Annotated in this window: 19 protein-coding genes; 17 read left to right on the forward strand and 2 right to left on the reverse strand. The window is 45.5% G+C overall.

Features of this window, described 5'->3' with window-relative positions:
• Window positions 1-156 precede the first annotated feature (156 nt).
• The 3 genes from GZN30_RS20450 (at window position 157) to GZN30_RS20460 (ending at window position 3,379) form a co-directional block, all read left to right on the forward strand.
• Window positions 157-1,146, forward strand: coding sequence for an ABC transporter substrate-binding protein (locus GZN30_RS20450; protein ID WP_075648500.1), 990 nt, complete (start codon window positions 157-159; stop codon window positions 1,144-1,146).
• A gap of 87 nt (window positions 1,147-1,233) precedes the next feature.
• Window positions 1,234-2,133 (forward strand): ABC transporter permease, encoded by a 900-nt coding sequence (locus GZN30_RS20455; protein WP_075648502.1) that lies wholly within the window; start codon window positions 1,234-1,236, stop codon window positions 2,131-2,133.
• On the forward strand, window positions 2,126-3,379 hold the full coding sequence (locus GZN30_RS20460; protein ID WP_075648504.1) for a quaternary amine ABC transporter ATP-binding protein: 1,254 nt from the start codon (window positions 2,126-2,128) through the stop codon (window positions 3,377-3,379). Before GZN30_RS20455 ends, GZN30_RS20460 begins: the two co-directional genes overlap by 8 nt.
• A gap of 60 nt (window positions 3,380-3,439) precedes the next feature.
• Here the strand turns inward: GZN30_RS20460 and GZN30_RS20465 are convergent, their stop codons facing one another.
• Complete coding sequence (locus GZN30_RS20465; RefSeq protein ID WP_075648520.1) at window positions 3,440-4,147, reverse strand: lipoate--protein ligase family protein; 708 nt, start codon at window positions 4,145-4,147, stop codon at window positions 3,440-3,442.
• A 202-nt stretch (window positions 4,148-4,349) separates the two neighbouring features.
• Here GZN30_RS20465 and GZN30_RS20470 point away from each other — a divergent pair, with 202 nt between their 5' ends.
• The 14 genes from GZN30_RS20470 to GZN30_RS20535 all read left to right on the forward strand — a co-directional run bounded on the left by GZN30_RS20470 (window position 4,350) and on the right by GZN30_RS20535 (window position 18,389).
• On the forward strand, window positions 4,350-4,970 hold the full coding sequence (locus GZN30_RS20470) for a class I SAM-dependent methyltransferase (RefSeq protein WP_075648506.1): 621 nt from the start codon (window positions 4,350-4,352) through the stop codon (window positions 4,968-4,970).
• Between the two features lie 21 nt (window positions 4,971-4,991).
• Window positions 4,992-5,618 carry an HAD family hydrolase gene (locus GZN30_RS20475; RefSeq protein ID WP_075648508.1) on the forward strand — a complete coding sequence of 209 codons (627 nt, stop codon included), beginning with the start codon at window positions 4,992-4,994 and terminating at the stop codon, window positions 5,616-5,618.
• Between the two features lie 146 nt (window positions 5,619-5,764).
• Window positions 5,765-6,283 carry a flavodoxin family protein gene (locus GZN30_RS20480; protein ID WP_075648510.1) on the forward strand — a complete coding sequence of 173 codons (519 nt, stop codon included), beginning with the start codon at window positions 5,765-5,767 and terminating at the stop codon, window positions 6,281-6,283.
• Window positions 6,284-6,320: 37 nt separating this feature from the next.
• Window positions 6,321-7,127 (forward strand): arylamine N-acetyltransferase family protein, encoded by an 807-nt coding sequence (locus tag GZN30_RS20485; RefSeq protein ID WP_075648512.1) that lies wholly within the window; start codon window positions 6,321-6,323, stop codon window positions 7,125-7,127.
• A gap of 258 nt (window positions 7,128-7,385) precedes the next feature.
• Window positions 7,386-7,709, forward strand: coding sequence for a MazG nucleotide pyrophosphohydrolase domain-containing protein (locus tag GZN30_RS20490; protein ID WP_075647766.1), 324 nt, complete (start codon window positions 7,386-7,388; stop codon window positions 7,707-7,709).
• A gap of 17 nt (window positions 7,710-7,726) precedes the next feature.
• Window positions 7,727-8,077 carry a hypothetical protein gene (locus tag GZN30_RS20495; protein ID WP_075647767.1) on the forward strand — a complete coding sequence of 117 codons (351 nt, stop codon included), beginning with the start codon at window positions 7,727-7,729 and terminating at the stop codon, window positions 8,075-8,077.
• Between the two features lie 7 nt (window positions 8,078-8,084).
• Window positions 8,085-8,726, forward strand: a complete 642-nt coding sequence (locus GZN30_RS20500; RefSeq protein ID WP_075647772.1) for an HAD family hydrolase — start codon at window positions 8,085-8,087, stop codon at window positions 8,724-8,726.
• A 36-nt stretch (window positions 8,727-8,762) separates the two neighbouring features.
• Window positions 8,763-9,077 (forward strand): cupin domain-containing protein, encoded by a 315-nt coding sequence (locus tag GZN30_RS20505; RefSeq protein ID WP_075647768.1) that lies wholly within the window; start codon window positions 8,763-8,765, stop codon window positions 9,075-9,077.
• Between the two features lie 122 nt (window positions 9,078-9,199).
• Window positions 9,200-10,123: a LysR family transcriptional regulator gene (locus GZN30_RS20510; RefSeq protein ID WP_075647769.1), complete on the forward strand. Its 924-nt coding sequence runs from the start codon at window positions 9,200-9,202 to the stop codon at window positions 10,121-10,123.
• A 203-nt stretch (window positions 10,124-10,326) separates the two neighbouring features.
• Window positions 10,327-11,436, forward strand: coding sequence for an NAD/NADP-dependent octopine/nopaline dehydrogenase family protein (locus GZN30_RS20515; RefSeq protein ID WP_075647770.1), 1,110 nt, complete (start codon window positions 10,327-10,329; stop codon window positions 11,434-11,436).
• Window positions 11,437-11,484: 48 nt separating this feature from the next.
• Window positions 11,485-12,891: a YfcC family protein gene (locus tag GZN30_RS20520; protein ID WP_075647771.1), complete on the forward strand. Its 1,407-nt coding sequence runs from the start codon at window positions 11,485-11,487 to the stop codon at window positions 12,889-12,891.
• Between the two features lie 182 nt (window positions 12,892-13,073).
• Window positions 13,074-15,773 carry a bifunctional acetaldehyde-CoA/alcohol dehydrogenase gene (gene adhE, locus GZN30_RS20525; RefSeq protein WP_161987125.1) on the forward strand — a complete coding sequence of 900 codons (2,700 nt, stop codon included), beginning with the start codon at window positions 13,074-13,076 and terminating at the stop codon, window positions 15,771-15,773.
• A gap of 508 nt (window positions 15,774-16,281) precedes the next feature.
• Window positions 16,282-17,421, forward strand: coding sequence for an iron-containing alcohol dehydrogenase (locus tag GZN30_RS20530; RefSeq protein ID WP_075647880.1), 1,140 nt, complete (start codon window positions 16,282-16,284; stop codon window positions 17,419-17,421).
• Window positions 17,422-17,798: 377 nt separating this feature from the next.
• Entirely contained in the window at window positions 17,799-18,389 is a 591-nt protein-coding gene (locus GZN30_RS20535) for an outer membrane beta-barrel protein (RefSeq protein ID WP_075649124.1), read from the forward strand.
• A gap of 552 nt (window positions 18,390-18,941) precedes the next feature.
• Here the strand turns inward: GZN30_RS20535 and GZN30_RS20540 are convergent.
• Entirely contained in the window at window positions 18,942-19,547 is a 606-nt protein-coding gene (locus GZN30_RS20540; RefSeq protein ID WP_075649125.1) for a fructose PTS transporter subunit IIA, read from the reverse strand.

A 19,547-nucleotide genomic window follows, 5' to 3' on the forward strand; every position in this document is an offset into this window, starting at 1 on the left:
TATTTATTAGCCTTTCAAACTAAAACAATAGCGTAAATAAGGGTTTATTTATCCATCCAAGCAACATCATATCGTTATGGTTAGCTTTCTCAATAGTTTGAACTCTAATAAATCTTTAGGTAACCTTATAGGGTACTATTTAGAAAGGATATCGAAATGAAACTGAAACTAGCGACGCTAGTAATGGCTGGACTGGCCGCTACTCAAGCTTCAGCAGACGAGTGTGGCAAAGTCACTATTGCAGAAATGAACTGGAATTCAGCAAGCTTAATCGCCAACCTTGACCAATTTATTCTTAGTGAAGGTTACGGCTGTGAAGCAGAAATTGTCCCAGGGGATACCATGCCGACCGGCACATCAATGATTGAAAAAGGTCAGCCTGATATCGCACCAGAAATGTGGACCAATAGTATGAAAGAAGCACTCGACCGCGGTGTGGCAGAGAAACGTCTACGCTATGCGGGTAAAGCACTAGTTAATGGTGGTGAAGAAGGTTTTTGGGTACCGAAATACATGGTCGATAAGTATCCAGAACTGGCGACCATTGAAGGCGTTAAGAAGCATGTCGAGCTTTTCCCACACCCAGAAGACTCTTCGACCAGTGCATTTTATAGCTGTCCTGCAGGTTGGAACTGTCAAATCAGTGCAGGTAACCTTTTCAAAGCTATGGACCTAAGCGAAGCGGGTTTTACCATTGTTGACCCAGGTTCTAGTGCGGGTTTATCCGGCTCAATTGCTAAAGCATTTGCACGTGAAGAAGCATGGTTTGGCTACTACTGGGCACCAACCGCGATCTTAGGTAAATACGAGATGGTAAAAGTTGATTTTGGCTCTGGAATCGACAAAGACGAGTTCCTCAATTGTATTACCCAAGAAGATTGTGACTCGCCAAAAGCAACCATGTACCCACCTTCGCCTGTCAGCACAGTCGTGACTGAAGCTTTTGCTAATCGCGTTCCTGCGGTTCAAGATTATTTAAATACGCGCGGCTTTACTAACGAGCAAATGAACCAATTACTTGCTTGGATGGAAGACAATCAAGCCAGTGGTGAAGATGCGATGTTCCACTTCCTAGAAACCTCACCTGACACCTGGAAACAGTGGCTGCCAAAAGACGTTGCAGACAAAGTAGCCAACGCACTTTAACCCTTCCAACAAAAACAATTGCAGACTAACTCACATCTGTAGTTCTGGAGCGGCAGGAGCCGCTCCAGTATTGATAAGGAATTTTACATGTCTGATACAAGCTGGCTCAGCGAATTTCCAGAAATGGAACGCGCCGATCTAAGAGCCATCCGCAAAACCTTAGATGGCGCCTATCGTGATTTTTCACGTGAATATGGCGACCTGATTGAATCGATCTTTGATCCTCTGCTGTCATTCCTTGTATGGTTTGAAAAGCTGTTACTCTCCACTCCGTGGATCATCGTACTCGCCGCCTGTTGTGGCTTAGTTTATGCAGCTAGCCGTTCTTGGAAACTGGTCGTAGGTTGTGCTGCATCTCTATTACTGATTGGTTACTTTGGCATGTGGGAAGACACCATGCGCACACTCAGCATCATCACAGTGTGTACCATGCTCGCCATTGTACTCGGTATCCCTATTGGTATTGCTATGGCTCGCTCTAACCGAGTTCAATCCGTGGTTACACCAATGCTTGATATCATGCAAACCATGCCTGCATTCGTTTACCTTATCCCTGTCGTCATGCTGCTGGGTATTGGTAAGATCCCAGGATTGATCGCCGTCGTTATCTACGCGATTCCACCTGTTATCCGCCTCACCAATTTAGGCATACGTTTAGTCGACAAAGAAGTGTTAGAAGCAGCAACAGCATTTGGTGCCAGCAATAAACAACGCTTATTTGGCGTCCAATTACCGTTAGCGATGCCAACAATTATGGCGGGAATCAACCAAACTATCATGATGGCACTTTCTATGGTGGTGATTGCTTCGATGATCGGTGTGAAAGGCTTAGGTCAGCCGGTACTAAAATCCATCACCAACCAATACTTCACCCTTGGTCTACTCAACGGTTTTGCTATTGTTGCGCTAGCTATCCTATTTGACCGCGCGTCACAAGCTTACGCAAAACGAACTCAAGCTCACTTAGGAGACCTAAAACATGACTAAACCACTGATTGAGATCACCGGTCTATACAAGGTGTTTGGTCAGGCTCCTCACTCGGTGATGGAGCAGGTCAAACGCGGTGATAGTAAAGATAAAGTGCTCGCAGAAACTGGGCATACTGTGGGCTTAAAAGACATTAACCTCAATATCAAACAGGGTGAAATCTTTGTCATCATGGGGCTATCTGGCTCCGGTAAGTCAACGCTGATCCGCCATTTTAACCGCTTGATCGACCCAACTGAGGGTAAGATCATGGTCGAAGGCATTAACGTGATGCAGCTTTCGAGTAAGGAGCTCGAAGAGTTTCGTCGCCATAAAATGTCGATGGTATTCCAGCGCTTTGGGCTGTTACCACATCGTACCGTCATGGATAACGTCGCTTATGGGCTAGAAATTCAAGGGATTGACAAAGGTGAGCGTTACAAACGCGCACAAAACTGGCTTGATACGGTGGGATTAAAAGGCTACGAAAAACAATACCCAGCGCAGCTTTCCGGTGGTCAACAGCAACGTGTCGGTTTGGCACGTGCATTAGCAACCGATGCTGAGATCCTACTAATGGATGAAGCCTTTTCGGCACTCGATCCATTGATCCGCAGTGAGATGCAAGATCAGCTGATTGAACTGCAAGAAAAGCTGCACAAGACCATTATCTTTATCACCCACGATCTGGATGAAGCCCTACGCATCGGTGATCGCATTGCGATTTTGAAAGATGGCGTGTTAGTGCAGCAAGGTACACCGGACGAAATCTTACTCTCCCCGGCTGACGACTACGTTGAAGCCTTCGTTAAAGATGTAAACCGCGCTCGCGCGCTTACCGTCGAAACGGTGATGCAGCCACCAGCACTGCGCATTACCGCATCGACCATTGAAGAAGCACTGCAACAAATGAAGCGCTCGAAACACGACTATGGTTACCACGTTACCGAAGAAGGCTATCAAGGCTTAGTGACACAAGAGAGCCTGATTGATGCAGTAGAAGATGACACTTGTGACGATTGGCATGAAGAAATCTATGAATCAGTGCCCGTTGTATCGCCAGATACAGCCATTGAGGAAGTGCTTACCGAAACCATCTCTTCGGATTATTCACTACCGGTTGTCGATGATGAGGGTAACTTACAAGGTGAGCTTGAGCGTACCGCTGTAGCAGAAATCTTCTCTGAGCCAAGCAGTGAAGGCGAAGAAAACCATTCGGAAGAACCTAAAAAGCCAACAGACCCAACGTTGGATAAAGCCAGCTAATTCAGCCGGTGTGGTTTACTTTTTTATCAATGCCTCAAGCTTGCTTGAGGCATTGGCTTGTTATCTTGGTAAGTGGCTTAAAAATGCCTCCGTCAGCGCTTGAAAGAGCTCATCAACACTTGGTCTTTCAGTGATATGGTCAAACAAACTCGTGTGTACCGCGGCTTCAATATGGGCTGGATTGTGGCAGATTTGATTACAGGTAATCACGGGTTCGACAATCTTATTCACGTCAGCATCGATAATAATACAAGCCTGAGACAGCACTACTCGTCCGCCACCTTTCTTCAGTAGCACGCGCTGCGCCGTACCGACAATTTTCTGCCCCGCAATATTGAGGTTATAGTCACCATCACAGTAAGAATTTGCTGTGGCATGCACGTCAACTTGCACACCCAATGTTTTGAAAAACTCAATCAGTACATCGCACAGCTGCAAATAGGCCGCTTTAATGTCGTACTGCTGTTCTTCCGGCAGATAGTAGATGTGTGACAAATTAATGATTCCCGGCAATTGAGGGACCGGAGCTCCGCCGGTTTTACGTGCGGATAACTGCCATCCGGCACTCGCCAGCGCATCGATCAGGTCATCACTCTGGGGCCATTTCTTGCCAGCAGGCAAAACCAGCGTTTGTTGCTTGGATTGCCAAAGCAGAAGCACTTGCTCCAACTGATTGCTCTTCACTTGCTCGATTAACTGATGTTCTTTGTCAAACAGCGCGTCGACTTCTATCGCTGAATGGCGGATGATCTTATTCTTAATCGCCATCATAGCCCCCTATCTTATAAATCCACTCAATGGGCACCCTATTTTCTATGTGCTCATCCGCGTTGACCTCATGCTATCAGAGAGAAATTAGATCTGCTTACTAATATCTGTCAAATCCTGGTATACAGCCACATCGCTTAGCACTAAACTTATGAAAGAAAAGTAATTTGATTGATGATTAATTGTTAATAAGGAGCCGTGTTTGTCTGCGAGTTTCAAAGCCAACTATGATGCGATTGCCTCGCAATGGTTAGCCGTTCGCACTCACCTCGCAAGCATTGACCAAGCAATGTTTGAGCGGTTTGTTGCTCTGCTACCGAGCGAAGCCAAGTTATTAGACTTAGGATGTGGCAGTGGCGAACCCATTAGCAAACTGCTCTCTAAATATGGCTTTAACATCACTGGCGTCGATCGCTCGCATAAGTTACTTAAACACGCGCAAAGCATTCTTCCTCAGCATCAATGGCTTCAAGCTGAGTTGGAAGAGTTTAAGCCAAGTGAGCATTACCATGGCGTGGTGATTTGGGATTCAATGTTTCACCTACCGCGTGAACAACATCTATCATTGCTCAAAAAAGCTTATCACTGCTTAAACTCGGGTGGCGCTGCCATTATTTCTAGCGGCGGAAGCGAAAAAAGTATTCCCGCTTTTGTCGATACTATGTTTGAGCAACCATTTTACTATGATGCTTTTCCTATCGAAGAGCTATTGCAACACTGCCAAAATATTGGGTTTGAAATCGTTCACTATGAACTGGTCAATAAACCCGATGGCAAACGAGATAAAGGACGCCTTGGCGTCATACTGCATAAACCACTCTAAGTTGTTTTTTGGGAGAACAGGATGTCATCAAAGAGCATTAAGAACATTATTTTCGATTTAGGCAACGTGATCGTTCGCTGGTCACCGACAGAAATTGTCCGCCTTACCTTTGGCGACTCACCAAGGGTCAACACACTCACCAAGCAAATATTCCAATCACAAATTTGGCAAGCAGCCAATCGTGGCGAGTTAAGCGAGCAAGAAGTGCAAACGGCGCTGAAAAAAGAGTTTGGACTCTCTTCTCTGCAAGCGGAAAAACTTAGCTACTACGTTAAACAGACGCAGCTGGTGCTGTTCGGTTCAGTTGAACTGGTAAAACAGGTTAAAGACGCCGGTTACAACGTCTATGCGCTTTCCGACAACGTGCATGAGATCGTTGATTATCTGAAACAGCAATATGATTTCTGGTCACTATTTGACGGAGTCGTAATCTCTGCAGATGTCGGCTGCCTAAAACCGAACCCTGAAATCTATCACGCTCTACTTGAGCAATATCAGCTTGACGCCGCAGAGTGCCTATTTATTGATGATATGCCTTACAACGTTGAGGGGGCACAAGCCGTCGGTATGTCAGCGCTGCAATTTGAGCATGCTGAACAGTGCTTACAAGACTTAAAACGACTCGGCGTGCTAAACGAAGACGAATAGCCAAGACGAATAGCTAAGAAAAATAGCAGTTAGTTCCGAGCAGGTTCGTAGCGACATCGTGATGTTGATAAAATAATGCTTTACCTCAACCTAGGTTGAGGTTTTACAGTGACAACCAATGCTTAATCAACCTCACGGACGAACACATGAAAACATTGGTTTTATTTTCTAGCGCCGATCACCAAGGCAATACGGCTAAGGTGCTCGAGCGCGTTGCTTCACTGGCAACACTCGAGATTATTAATATAGATAAATTAACCATCACTCCCTACAACTACCCGAACCAATATCCAGCCGATGATTTCTATGGATTGGTAGAGAGAATGTTAGCCGCTGACAACCTGATGTTTGCTTCTCCCAACTATTGGCACGCACCCACCGCGCCAATGAAAGCACTGATGGATCGGATTACTGAATTGACTGATGTTGAAAAATTGAAGCCAAAAGGACGCGCATTGGCAGGAAAAAATGGTTTGGTATTAACCAGCTCATCTGGTCGTGACATATGCCCTATTTTTGACCAAATTTTCGCGATGTTCTTCCGTTACTTTGATATCCACTATAGCGGGAAACTCAACGCGGATTGTCGAGATGGTATTGAACTCGATCAACATGAGTTAGAGCGTTTCATCGCTCAACTTAAAACCGGCAATCTTTCTGGCTAATCATTCAAACAGACTCGTACTAGGAACCACAACAAACATGCACCAACCAATTGAATACTATCTAGAACAATTAGAGATCCCTACTGAGCTAGAAGGTCTTGAACGCATCAATCACATGATCAAGAAACACCTCAGTTTGTTTGCCTTTAGCAGTACGAATGTCGTGCTCGATCGCGAATTACCATTGGATATTGAATCGATTGTCGAACGACTCGTCGAACGAAAACAAGGTGGTTATTGTTTTGAGCACAACAAACTGATGCAGCTAGCACTTGAACAGCTGGGCTATCAGGTACGCCCTATTTTAGCTCGCGTGTTACTGAGTGGTAACGAGTTCAACCGCCGCTCGCACCGCTTGACCATACTCACTTGGCAAGGACAAGAATATATTGTCGATGTAGGCTTTGGTATTGGCACACCACAAGAGGCCATCCCGTTAGAGAACCGTGAGTATCACTGGCAAGAGTCACATGTGCGTTTACAAGCCATTGAAGGGCAAGATTACCGCTTGGAAAAACTCGAGAACGACACTGTGCTCACTATGTATCGTTTTGATCTGAGTGAAACAACCGAAGATGACTGTGATGCCAGCCATTTCTATACCCATAAGTTCCCACAGAGTAACTTTGTAAACAGCCTAGTGATCTCCAAAATTCACGCCAATAAAAGACAACTCGTTAGACGTTTAGAAGTGTTTGAATATGATGATTTGGGCAATGAAACTTCATCGACCATCACATCAGCTGAACAGATGCACCAAGTCATCAGCCAACAGTTAGGACTCAACGTTAGCCAGCAAGAAGCAAAGGCGGTATTTGAGCATCAGTTACAGCGTGCGCAATAAGGCGGGATGCGGGATGCGGGATGCGGGATGCGGGATGCGGGATGCGGGATGCGGGATGCGGGATGCGGGATGCGGGATGCGGGATGCGGGATGCGGGATGCGGGATGCGGGATGATTGTAAATACGCTCTAGTTTTCTGCAAATCAATTTATACCAACCCTCGCAGCGCTATCACGTAAGTTCTCGATTAATTGGCAATCTATCGCTGCGCTGGGTACCCTGGCTCAATAAGTTCAATCAAAGATTTATGGAGACCTTATGCCTGAGCTAAAACCTGCACCGACTTTGTCTGACTATCAAGATTATGTCGCGCAACTTGAAGTAGAACGCCACTTTGCTGATCAGCCAGTGCTAGAGAAATGCCTCCTACTTGGCGAAGAGGTCGGCGAACTCTTTAAAGCAATACGTAAAGCCCAAGGCATCGCCATCGACCCTCACTCCAAAGTAGGGGAAGTTGGTGATGAACTTGCCGATATTTTTATCTATCTCTGCTCAATCGCCAACCGCTATGAGATCGATTTAGAGCAAGCTTTTCTCGCCAAAGAAGAGAAAAACAAACTACGCAACTGGCAAAAAAGTTAGCTGGATAGGATCTCATTATGAGGCAAACAATAAAATTCACCGTACTGAGTAACATCGTGGTTGTTTCACTGATTGCACTGCTTGAGGCAACCACAGGGTTTCTTGGCATCCACTTTCTCTCCGATTACGCGTTTTACGCCGCGATGATCTTATGGGGAATAAGTGGACTGCTTTATCTCTACCCGCCAGAAAGTGGCATATCATCCAACGACAAAGCAGAAGTCGTTACGTCATCAATGGTGGATAGCAATCAAGCCAATGCCATTGATGATATTCGCCAACATGAAAACACCCTGTTGTTCATCAAGTTTTTTGTCGCGGGTTGCCTACCAATGGTAATCTGCGTGCTTGCCAACTATCTCACTTAATCATGCCATGAATTTAGCCCTGTTCGACTTTGACGGTACCATCACCCACCAAGATGCTTTTACTAAGTTTCTCTTTTTCGCGACGCCAAAGACGCGCACCCTAGCAGGCTTGATTGTTACGTCACCTGTCATTGGTCTGTATAAACTCGGCTGGTTACCTGCACGTTTTACTCGCCCTATCCTCGCCAAAGTCGCTTTTAGTCACCGTTCGGTAGAAGAAGTGGATGCGTTTGGCGCTCGATTTGCGAGCGAATATTTACCAACTGTGATGAGAAGCGAAGCTTTGCAGGCGCTAGAATGGCACAAGCAGCAAGGTGACAAAATTGTGCTGGTTTCAGCCTCTCTCAGCCCTTACTTAGATATTTGGTGCCAGCAGCAAGGAATTGAAGTAGTTTGCAGCCGCTTACTCAAGAAAAATGGACGTTATACAGGCGGTTACTTAGATGGTGACTGCAGTCTAGACAATAAAGTTCGCTTAGTTAAAAAGCACCTCGATAGCCAGCAAATTTGCCTCAAGCAATTTGACAAAATATACGCCTATGGCGATACCTATGAAGATATTCCGATGCTAGAGCTTGCTGATGAAAAGTTCTTCAACTGGCAAAAGGTCGCCGATACGCAGCAGATACGAGAGCGGTTAGCTAAGTAGACAACTGCCGCGGTCAACCAACCAATAAGAGGCGCTATGAACAACCTATTTTCCCATATTCCACCATTTCTCGATCACGAACAATTCAGTGATATTGTCAAAACGGAGCAGGTTCGCATTGAGCGTATCGTCTCTTATGGTCAAAGCTCTCCAGAACAAGGATGGTATGACCAAAAGGAAAATGAGTGGGTGATGGTGCTGACTGGCTTCGGTATTGTTGAATATGACAATGGCGAAACCTTCGAGCTAAAACAAGGTAACTACCTCACAATTCCTGCGCAGCAAAAACATCGCGTTAAAGCCACGTCTGAAAAAGAGCCGACGGTTTGGCTCGCGGTATTTTACCCCTAACAGCAAATATTCAATTATTAGATCTAACCCAACCATATCAAACAGAGATATTATGCTGGCCAATAAACGCTCCTTCGGTAGGAGCACGTTAGCACTGTCTCATTTGAAATATAGGGTATGTTGTGAAGTTCTCCCAATTAAGTGCTTTTAAAGCGATTGTTGAATGTCAAACCATGACGTCCGCGGCCAACAGACTGCATTTAAGCCAGCCAGCCGTAAGCCGTCTGTTATCGAATCTCGAAGAACAAATTGGTTTTAAGTTATTTACTCGTCAAGGCAACCGCCTAATTTTAAGCAGTGATGGGCAAGCATTTTACATTGAGGTGGAAAAAGTCTTTGATTCATTATTGGGGTTAGAGCAAGCGGCCAAGCTAATAAAAACCAATCAGTTCGGCTCAATCAACATCGCCGCAATGCCACTCCTCTCCAACGCCTATCTACCCAAAGTTCTCGGCAGATTCCTACAGCAAACCCCTAAGCTCAAAGTAGGCTTAAAAACCTACCGCTCCGAAGATGTATTACGCCATGCGCAAAGCCAAGCGATTGATATCGGTTTTTCATTCGTGGGTCAGGGCTTCTCCGGTGTTAACTATCAACATATTGAATGCGAGTGTGTGTGCCTTCTGCCCGCCTCTTCCCCTCTCGCACAGCTGGCAGTGATTGATATTCACGATATTGCGAATCAAGTGATCATTCGCCATGAAAAAGATAGCCCACAAAATCGTATCGATACTCTGCTTAGGCGTTATGACTTAGGTATTAATGAACAAATTGAAGTTTCACTTGCCAGCACTGCTTCTGCGCTGGTGGAACAAGGTGTCGGCATCGCGCTTACCGATCCATTCACTGCGGTGTTAGACAGTGCAAATCCTCTTCTCGTCATGCGTCCTTTGGCATTTAGCTTGCCCTTCGAATTCGACATTCTTTACCCAGCGCTTAAACCGATAAATCGTCATGCCGAACGTTTTATCGAACAGTTTTTATTGCTGGCTGATGAACTGGGAATTGAGCTAAAAGTCGGCCAGCTGCTCAAAGCAAATCACTAGACATTTGTTGAAAATCACACTTTTCGACAGAGTGACTGCAAAAATAAGAATGGTTATTTTCCTTACATATCCTATGGTTAAACTCATGACATAGTTTAACCATAACTTTTTTGCATAGCTGACAAAAGCTTTGGCATTGGTCGTAGAGATCGTGCTGACCTTAATCTGTGCTCGAGAAATTTAACACTATTAAGGAAAAATTTATGTCTACTCGAGTTTCTGTGATTGGTTCAGGTAACGCTGGTTTAACGGCTGCATATCACTTCTCTTTGCATGGCGCGGACGTGTGTCTTTACGGCTCAAAAGGGTTTGATCATCCATTGGCGGATATCGAACAACGTGGCGGTATTGAAGCATTAGCAAGTTTTAACGATGTTTCTCTCGAGTACGCGGGTTTTCAGCCTATCGACAAACTAAGTCGTGATATCGCAGAAACCGTTGCTTATGCGGATCTTATCGTTTTGCCGGTGCCCGCTTTTGCTCAAGAACAACTATTCCTCGACATGCTGCCACACTTGCGTGATGGGCAAATTATCATGTTGATGCCGGGTAACTATGGCTCTCTCGTGCTCAATAACATCAAATTTGAACAGGGCTACGAAAACCTCGATATTACCTTCGTTGACGCTATCTCTATTCCTTGGGCAACACGCATTGTTGGTCCTGCTCAACTGGCGATTCTTGGAATGAAAACACATCTACCCGTCGCAGCGCTACCCGCTAACCGCACTCAGCAAGCAATTGATGCCCTACAACCTGTGATGCCACTTCCACTCAAACCTCTGAGCAATGTTATTGAGGCAGGTCTCGAAAACATTAACTTTGGCGGGCACCCTCTGCTGACAACTCTTAATATGGGTTTACTAGAAAACTTTGATGGTCAATTTAACTACTACAAGGACTGCTGTTCAGTTTCAACCGCCAAAGCTGCGGCTGTGATGGAAAATGAGCGGATTGCGGTTGGCTCTGCTTTTGGTTTGGCACTAAAGCCAGAACTCATCGCGATGAATGAACTGTATGACATGGAGTGCACCAGCGTTTATGAAGTCAACCGTACTTCAGAAACTCATGGAAAACTCAATAGTGCACCAAATTCAGCCAGCAACCGCTATATCACTGAAGATGCGGCCTATCTTCTGGTGCCATGCTATGAACTGGCTAAGCTCGCACAGGTTGAAACGCCGATGATCACTAGCTGCCTGCATATCGATAATGCCTACAACGATACTAACTACTTTGAGAATGGTCGAACACTGAAAAAAATGGGGCTTAGTAACTTAAGCATTGAAGAAATCATGGATTGTGTTGCATAACTGGCGTAGCTGCTTAGCAAGGCGTTAAGCCTGCTATAGGATGAAATAATGAACAAAATAAAATTTCCTTCCGCTTATACGATTTTGATGCTTCTTACCGTTCTAATGGCTGGTCTTACTTGGGTTATCCCTGCAGGCCAATACCAAATGGTAATGAATGAAACTTTGGGCAAAATGGTTCCTCTGGTTGGCTCTTACCAAACCATTGAAACCAACCCTCAAGGTCTGTTTGACATTATCATGGCGCCGATCCAAGGCTTCTATGATCCGTTAAGCTATGCGGCTCGAGCGGTCGATGTTGCCCTATTCGTTCTGGTGATTGGTGGTTTCCTTGCTGTAGTGACAGACACGGGCGCTATTGATGCTGGCATCGGCGGTACGATGAAGCGCCTTGCTGGTCGCGAAAAGTGGATGATTCCAATTCTAATGGGTCTGTTTGCACTCGGTGGCACAGTTTACGGCACGGCTGAAGAAACTATCCCGTTTTATGCGCTACTCATCCCTGTCATGATTGCCGCTGGCTACGACAGCGTGGTGGGTGTGGCCATAATTATGATTGGTGCAGGCATTGGCTGTTTAGGTTCAACCATTAACCCGTTCGCAACAGTTATTGCCTCTAACGCAGCTGAAATCAACTTTATGGATGGCTTTGCTCTACGCCTAGCAATTCTAGTAGTCGGTTGGTTAATCTGTGTCATTTACGTGATGCGCTACGCAGCAAAAGTAAAGCAAGATCCAACGCGTTCTATCGTCGCCCATCAATATGAAGACAACCTACGTCACTTCTTACACGCGAAAGATCAAGCCGTTCCTGAGCTGACTACCACTCGTAAAGTCGTGTTGATGATCTTTGGTTTCACCTTCGCACTAATGATGTGGGGCGTATCAAGTGCAGGTTGGTGGATGGCAGAACTGTCTGCATTGTTCCTCGGTGCAAGTATCGTCGTTGGCTTTGTCGCTCGCATGACCGAAGTGGAGATCACCGATAGCTTTATTAACGGTGCGCGAGACTTACTTGGCGTGGCATTTATTATCGCCATCGCTCGAGGTCTAGTCGTCGTCATGGACAACGGCAATATTACCCACACCATTCTCAATTATGCGGAAGATATATTGGCAGGCTTAAACCCTATCGCCTTTGTCAACGCCATATATTGGATTGAAGCGGTGCTATGTGTGGTTGTGCCATCATCATCAGGACTGGCGGTACTATCAATGCCAATCTTAGCGCCACTAGCCGACTTTGCCGGTGTAAGCCGTGAGCTAGTTGTGACTGCTTTCCAATCAGCATCTGGTCTACCAAACCTTGTCACGCCTACCTCTGGGGTAGTGATGGGTGGTCTTGCGATTGGTCGTGTCGCCTACTCTTCATGGCTCCGTTTTATCGGTCCACTGATTGGTATCATCACTGTGATGATCATGCTGTTCCTAAGTGTTGGCGTGATGTTTAGCTAACCAATATTAAACTCAACAGCATTCAAACTTAATACTCAATTCGCAGCGTAATGACTGCCGTTCCTTAACACGTTAGTTGGCGTGGGACTAATTACGCTGCCACTTTATCAAATCGCTATTTTAAGCCTCAATGAATGAATCAACTATCACCCAAATAGTTGGTGATTTAGGACAAATAAATTATGTACGTAAGTAATCTATCTGAACTCGATGCGCTAGTAGAACGCGTAAAAGCGGCTCAAGCTGAATTTGCTACTTACTCTCAAGAGCAAGTAGACAAAATTTTCCGCGCAGCATCTTTAGCAGCTAACCAAGCTCGTATCCCGCTAGCACAACAAGCGGTTGCTGAGTCTGGTATGGGTATTGTTGAAGATAAAGTAATCAAGAACCACTTCGCATCTGAGTTCATTTACAACAAATACAAAGATGAAAAAACGTGTGGCATTCTTGAAGAAGACGACAACCTAGGCACAATGACTATCGCTGAGCCTGTAGGTATCATCTGCGGTATCGTTCCAACTACTAACCCAACATCAACAGCGATCTTCAAATCTCTGATCTCTCTGAAGACTCGTAACGGTATCATCTTCTCACCACACCCACGTGCGAAAAACTCAACTAACGACGCAGCTAAACTCGTTCTAGATGCAGCAGTAGCAGCAGGCGCACCAAAAGACATCATCGGTTGGATCGACCAACCTTCAGTTGAGCTTTCAAACGCTCTTATGAAGCACGATGGTATCGCTCTTATCCTTGCAACTGGTGGTCCAGGCATGGTTAAAGCCGCTTACTCTTCTGGTAAGCCAGCAATCGGTGTAGGTGCAGGTAACGTTCCAGTTGTTATCGATGAAACTGCAGACATCAAACGTGCTGTAGCCTCTATCCTAATGTCTAAGACTTTCGATAACGGCGTAGTATGTGCTTCTGAGCAAGCTGCAATCGTTGTTGACTCTGTATACGACGAAGTGAAAGAGCGTTTTGCTTCTCACAAAGCATACGTACTAAACAAAGCTGAAGCGGACAAAGTTCGTAAAGTTCTGCTAATCGACGGTGCACTAAACGCGAAAATCGTAGGTCAGCCAGCAGCAGCAATCGCTGAAATGGCAGGCGTTAAAGTTCCAGCTGATACAAAAGTTCTAGTTGGTGAAGGTCTAGGTAAAGTTTCATACGATGACGCATTTGCACACGAGAAACTATCTCCAACACTAGGTCTATTCCGCGCTGACAACTTCGAAGACGCAGTAGCTCAAGCAGTAACAATGGTTGAGATCGGCGGTATCGGTCACACATCTGGTCTATACACTAACCAAGACGTGAACGCAGACCGTATCCGTTACTTCGGCGACAAGATGAAGACGGCTCGTATCCTTGTAAACATCCCGACTACTCACGGTGGTATCGGTGACCTTTACAACTTCAACGTAGCACCATCTCTAACGCTAGGTTGTGGTTCATGGGGTGGTAACTCTATCTCTGAAAACGTGGGTCCTAAGCACCTAATCAACAAGAAAACTGTTGCGAAGCGAGCTGAAAACATGTTGTGGCACAAACTACCTAAGTCAATCTACTTCCGTCGTGGTAGCCTTCCAATCGCTCTTGGCGACCTAGAAGGTAAGAAACGCGCATTCCTAGTAACTGACCGTTTCCTGTTCAACAACGGTTACGCAGATGACGTTGTTCAACTACTGAAAGCACAAGGTATGGAAGTTCAAACGTTCTTTGACGTTGAAGCTGACCCAACGCTATCTGTAGTTAAGAAAGGTGCAGAAGCAATGCAAAGCTTCCAACCTGACGTAATCCTAGCGCTAGGTGGCGGTTCACCAATGGATGCGGCTAAGATCATGTGGGTAATGTACGAGCACCCAGAGACTCACTTCGAAGAACTCGCAATGCGCTTTATGGACATCCGTAAACGTATCTACAAGTTCCCTAAAATGGGTCAAAAAGCTGAGCTTGTATGTATCACTACCACTTCAGGTACGGGTTCAGAAGTTACGCCATTCGCAGTTGTTACAGACGACGAGACGGGTGCTAAGTACCCACTAGCTGACTACGAACTAACGCCTCAAATGGCTATCGTAGACGCGAACCTAGTAATGAACATGCCTAAGTCTCTAACCGCATTCGGTGGTTACGACGCAGTAACACACGCTCTAGAAGCTTACGTGTCAGTTCTAGCGAACGAATACTCTGACGGTCAGGCTCTACAAGCACTTAAGATGCTAAAAGAGTACCTACCTTCAAGCTACGCGAACGGTGCTGGTGACCCAATCGCTCGTGAGAAAGTACACAACGCGGCAACCATCGCTGGTATGGCATTTGCGAACGCATTCCTAGGTGTTTGTCACTCAATGGCACACAAACTAGGTGCTGAGTTCCACCTACCACACGGTTTGGCTAACGCACTACTAATCTCTAACGTGGTACGTTACAACGCGAACGACAACCCAACGAAACAAACTGCGTTCTCTCAATACGACCGCCCACAAGCACGTCGTCGTTACGCTGAAGTTGCTGACCACCTAGGCTTAAGCCAAGCTGGTGACCGCACTGCTCAGAAGATTGAACGTCTACTAGCATGGTTGGACGAGCTGAAAGGCGACCTAGACATTCCACTGTCTATCCAAGCGGCTGGCGTAAATGAAGCTGACTTCCTAGCGAAAGTTGATGAACTAGCGGTAGAAGCGTTCGATGACCAATGTACTGGTGCGAACCCACGTTATCCACTGATCAGTGAATTGCGAGAAGTACTAAGCTGCTCTTTCTACGGTGAGCACTATTCAGAAGCAAATTTAGGCGCGAATAAAACAACCTCAGCGACTAAAAAGAAGGCTGACCAACCAAGCGTAACTAAAGAGACAAAAGAAGCAGCGCACGCCTAAGGTCGGCGCTTAGGTAAGCGGGGAACGTGCAGCAAAGCTGCACTACGGAGGAGGGAACGCAAAGCGGATGCTTTGCTACAGAAGACGGAGCGCCCTTTCCAACCTTAAACCTTGTCATTCCATAGAGCGCGTAGCGCGAGTAGGGAATCTTGTTTTTGCTATAAAGAACGAGATCCCCAACTCGGTCGTCCCTCCCTCTCGGGGATGACAATTTTTGGAGTAGCGCTCGCTTTTTACCGTAGCTTGGCTATACCAAGCGTTCCCTTATCCCGAAGAGAGGCGAAGCCGAACGTTCCGTATTCCGTAGCTAGGCAACGCCTAGCGTTCCCTTACCCAACTCTTTTTTGCAATCACTTTTGGATGAATTTGATAAGCGACTCCTAAATTTTCAAATCAAAATAAGTCCACTAAAAACACCGTTACCCGATATGATACGGATCAATTTTGCTTGTGCAGACGCGGTTAATATTTCCTCAGTTTGTTTTAAAATCATACTGAAGGAAAAAACATGAAGATGTTTAAAATCCCAGAGAGCATCTACTTTGGCGAGGATGCCATGAACGCTCTCAAAACCCTACAAGGACGCAAAGCCGTTATCGTAACGGGCGGTAGCTCGATGAAAAAGTTTGGCTTTATCGCACAAACTCAAGCACTACTTGGTGAAGCGGGCATCGACTCTCTAGTATTTGACGGTGTCGAGCCCAATCCATCGGTGCAAACCGTAGTAAAAGGCGCACAAGCAATGCGAGATTTTGAGCCTGATTGGATCATCGCAATTGGCGGCGGCTCGGCTTTAGACGCGGCGAAAATTATGTGGTGTTTCTATGAGCACCCACAATTGGGATTTGAAGACATTATTCCGGTTGGTTCAATGCCAGCGTTGCGTAACAAAGCCAAATTCGTTGCTATCCCTTCAACCAGTGGTACCGCATCGGAAATCACTGCATTTTCAGTAATCACTGACTTAGAAAACCATATTAAGTACCCGATCGTCTCATCACATATTGTGCCTGACGTAGCAATTATCGACCCTGCACTGCCCGCTAAAATGCCACCACATATTACCGCAAACACGGGTATGGACGTTATGGCGCACGCATTAGAAGCATTTGCTTCAACCGTTGCAAATGATTATTCAGACCCACTGGCGATGCGCGCGGTGAAGCTAGTATTTGAAAACATAGAGACTGCCTACCAGCAAGGCGACGATATGACCGCACGAGACAATATGCACAACGCTTCAACTCTTGCGGGAATGGCATTCTCAAATGTCTCGCTTGGTTTGGTTCACTCACTCGCACACAAAATCGGTGGCGAATTTGGTGTTACTCATGGTTTAGCCAACGCAATCTTGATGCCTTACATCATTGAATATAACAAACAGTCAACTGACAAATACGCTGAGATTGAGCGCTACCTTGGCATTGATGCAATTGAAAATGAGCTACGTTCACTGAACACTAAATTGGATATCCCACTAACGTTCAAAGAGGTAACCGAAGTTGAAATCACAGAAGAAGCATTTCTAGCTGTGCTGGATCGCATGAGCCAAAATGCGTTCGACGACCCTTGCACACTCACTAACCCGGGCACGCCAAGCCCTGAGGATGTTAAAGAAATTTACCGCCGCGCTTACTTTGGCGAGTAGTTTCTCAGACACTCCATTTATTACCAAACTTCCCTTACTTACTACCTAGGTAGTGATGTTTGCCCCGCTTAGCGGGGCTTTTTTCTGCTCAACTTTGTTCAAATATCGACATAAGATTTAGCAAAACATCACTATATTATTATTTCCCAAAAAGCAATAAAACATCAAAACCGAGCTTAAATTAAAAATACAATTATCAAAGAATCGATTTGTTGACATTATTTTTTGGAAGCAAAACCATTTAAAAATAAACATCAAGTAAAACATTCTTATTATTTAAACAGAGGTTAAACATAATAAAAAAGTATCAGTCTGAATGATAGAGTACAGGAAAATCTTGAATACCCAAGCGGCATTATAGTTAAAAAGGACTGAGTATGAATTATAAAGCGATTACAGCTACCCTATTAACGAGTTTAGTCTCATTTTCCATCTGTGCAGAAGCCGAACATAAACTAGGCTTAAAAGGCAACTATATCAACCAAGACGCGTCTAATGATCTTCTCACGGGTAAATCGAGCGACAGTACTTTTGGCTATGGTGTTGAGTATACTGCTCTATTACCCTTTTCTACCTCTCCTGACAATAAAGCCAAAGTGGGGCTAAACTTAAGCTTCGACGCCTTCGAACTCAAACACAATATATTTGGTGGCTCTAACAATTTAGGTTCTGATTTTGATGTCTTCACTATCGCACCTATCTTTGCGTATTCGATTGACAACAACATCGATGTATACACAAAAATTGGCATGGCTTTCTGGGATGCTAGTTTGCTACTGGACGAAATACCATATTCCGCTAGTTTGGATGGGGAAGATATCGTATTTGGTATAGGTGCGACTTACCAGTCTTCCAATGGTGCCTATTCTGGCATTGAAATTACCAAACAAGAATATAGTGATTCAGGATTTTCATCTGACACTATGATACTCACCATTAAAGCCGGCTTCAAATTTGGTGGTCATTAATAACAAATCGCTTTGCGCGATAATATCCTGAATCGCTTTCATTAATTATTGAGCTTGTTTTTGAATACAAATCACATGACTAATTCTTAATATCGAAAATTCCCGAAATCAATCGTGGAATATTCTAACTAATTGCCGCTGTAGCTAGGCGACCAGTGAGAAAAGCCTCTGAGCACAGGTTCACTATGTGATGAGGTTTTCGAGTGCCAGTCAACAACGCTACAGAAGCAAATCAGCAATGTTCTAGTGCGCAATCCGTACGTACACGGGTAATACTCTAACTAGTTGCCGCTGTAGCTAGGCGACCAGTGAGAAAAGCCTCTGAGCATAGTTCTACTATGTGATGAGGTTTTCGAGTGCCAGTCAACGACGCTACAGAGATAAATCAGAAATGTGCTAGTGCGCGCAATCCGCGCGTACACGGGTAATACTCTAACTAGTTGCCTCTGTAGCTAGGCGACCAGTGAGAAAAGCCTCTGAGCATAGATCTACTATGTGATGAGGTTTTCGAGTGCCAGTCAACAACGCTACAGAGGCAAATAGGACGAGTATTTAGAGCATCAGGAATAGTAGGACCGACACCGCTAAACCCACACCCAACACTAATGGATACGCTTTAGCACTAATATCACGCGCCATTTCTGGCTGAGTAAACTCTTGTTGCTCACTTGGTTGCTCTGCTTCTGTTGGCTGAAGCTCTTCTTCGCCGGCACCAAACAGCGCCATCACTTCCTCGGTCGTTTTGGCTTGTAGCAAGGCTTCACGGAACTCATCTTCTACCAATGAAGAAGTTAGCGTGGTCAGCACTTGCATGTGAGTTGAACCAGCTTCGGCTGGCGGAATAGCCAGTAGGAAGATCATATTGACTGGCTCATCACCATCTAGACCTTGCCATTGCAGTTCATCTTTAACAAACGCGCAGGCAAACACCGGCTCAGTAACGGCGATAGACTTACCGTGCGGCACCGCTAGGTACTCACCTAATGCGGTTGGACCTTCTTCTTCACGCAGTAGAACGGCATCTAAAAACTGTTGGCGATTAGTCAGTTTACCGGCTTGATCAATTCGGTCGGTTAGCGCATTAATCGCCTCGAAACGGTCAGTAAACACCGCATCAAGCATGATCAAGTTTTCAGAAGTAAGTTGTGCTAATTTCAT

This window comes from Vibrio ponticus (genome assembly GCF_009938225.1).
GTDB classification, from domain to species: domain Bacteria; phylum Pseudomonadota; class Gammaproteobacteria; order Enterobacterales; family Vibrionaceae; genus Vibrio; species Vibrio ponticus.

Bases quoted from the DNA above. Each gene is read 5' to 3' on its own strand.
- GZN30_RS20475 (WP_075648508.1), top strand. From the start codon at position 4,992: ATGTCATCAAAGAGCATTAAGAACATTATTTTCGATTTAGGCAACGTG.
- GZN30_RS20490 (WP_075647766.1), top strand. From the start codon at position 7,386: ATGCCTGAGCTAAAACCTGCACCGACTTTGTCTGACTATCAAGATTAT.
- GZN30_RS20495 (WP_075647767.1), top strand. From the start codon at position 7,727: ATGAGGCAAACAATAAAATTCACCGTACTGAGTAACATCGTGGTTGTT.
- GZN30_RS20540 (WP_075649125.1), bottom strand. From the start codon at position 19,547: ATGAAATTAGCACAACTTACTTCTGAAAACTTGATCATGCTTGATGCG.
- GZN30_RS20465 (WP_075648520.1), bottom strand. From the start codon at position 4,147: ATGGCGATTAAGAATAAGATCATCCGCCATTCAGCGATAGAAGTCGAC.
- GZN30_RS20535 (WP_075649124.1), top strand. From the start codon at position 17,799: ATGAATTATAAAGCGATTACAGCTACCCTATTAACGAGTTTAGTCTCA.
- GZN30_RS20460 (WP_075648504.1), top strand. From the start codon at position 2,126: ATGACTAAACCACTGATTGAGATCACCGGTCTATACAAGGTGTTTGGT.
- GZN30_RS20485 (WP_075648512.1), top strand. From the start codon at position 6,321: ATGCACCAACCAATTGAATACTATCTAGAACAATTAGAGATCCCTACT.
- GZN30_RS20455 (WP_075648502.1), top strand. From the start codon at position 1,234: ATGTCTGATACAAGCTGGCTCAGCGAATTTCCAGAAATGGAACGCGCC.
- GZN30_RS20505 (WP_075647768.1), top strand. From the start codon at position 8,763: ATGAACAACCTATTTTCCCATATTCCACCATTTCTCGATCACGAACAA.
- GZN30_RS20500 (WP_075647772.1), top strand. From the start codon at position 8,085: ATGAATTTAGCCCTGTTCGACTTTGACGGTACCATCACCCACCAAGAT.
- GZN30_RS20515 (WP_075647770.1), top strand. From the start codon at position 10,327: ATGTCTACTCGAGTTTCTGTGATTGGTTCAGGTAACGCTGGTTTAACG.
- GZN30_RS20450 (WP_075648500.1), top strand. From the start codon at position 157: ATGAAACTGAAACTAGCGACGCTAGTAATGGCTGGACTGGCCGCTACT.
- GZN30_RS20480 (WP_075648510.1), top strand. From the start codon at position 5,765: ATGAAAACATTGGTTTTATTTTCTAGCGCCGATCACCAAGGCAATACG.
- GZN30_RS20530 (WP_075647880.1), top strand. From the start codon at position 16,282: ATGAAGATGTTTAAAATCCCAGAGAGCATCTACTTTGGCGAGGATGCC.
- adhE (WP_161987125.1), top strand. From the start codon at position 13,074: ATGTACGTAAGTAATCTATCTGAACTCGATGCGCTAGTAGAACGCGTA.
- GZN30_RS20520 (WP_075647771.1), top strand. From the start codon at position 11,485: ATGAACAAAATAAAATTTCCTTCCGCTTATACGATTTTGATGCTTCTT.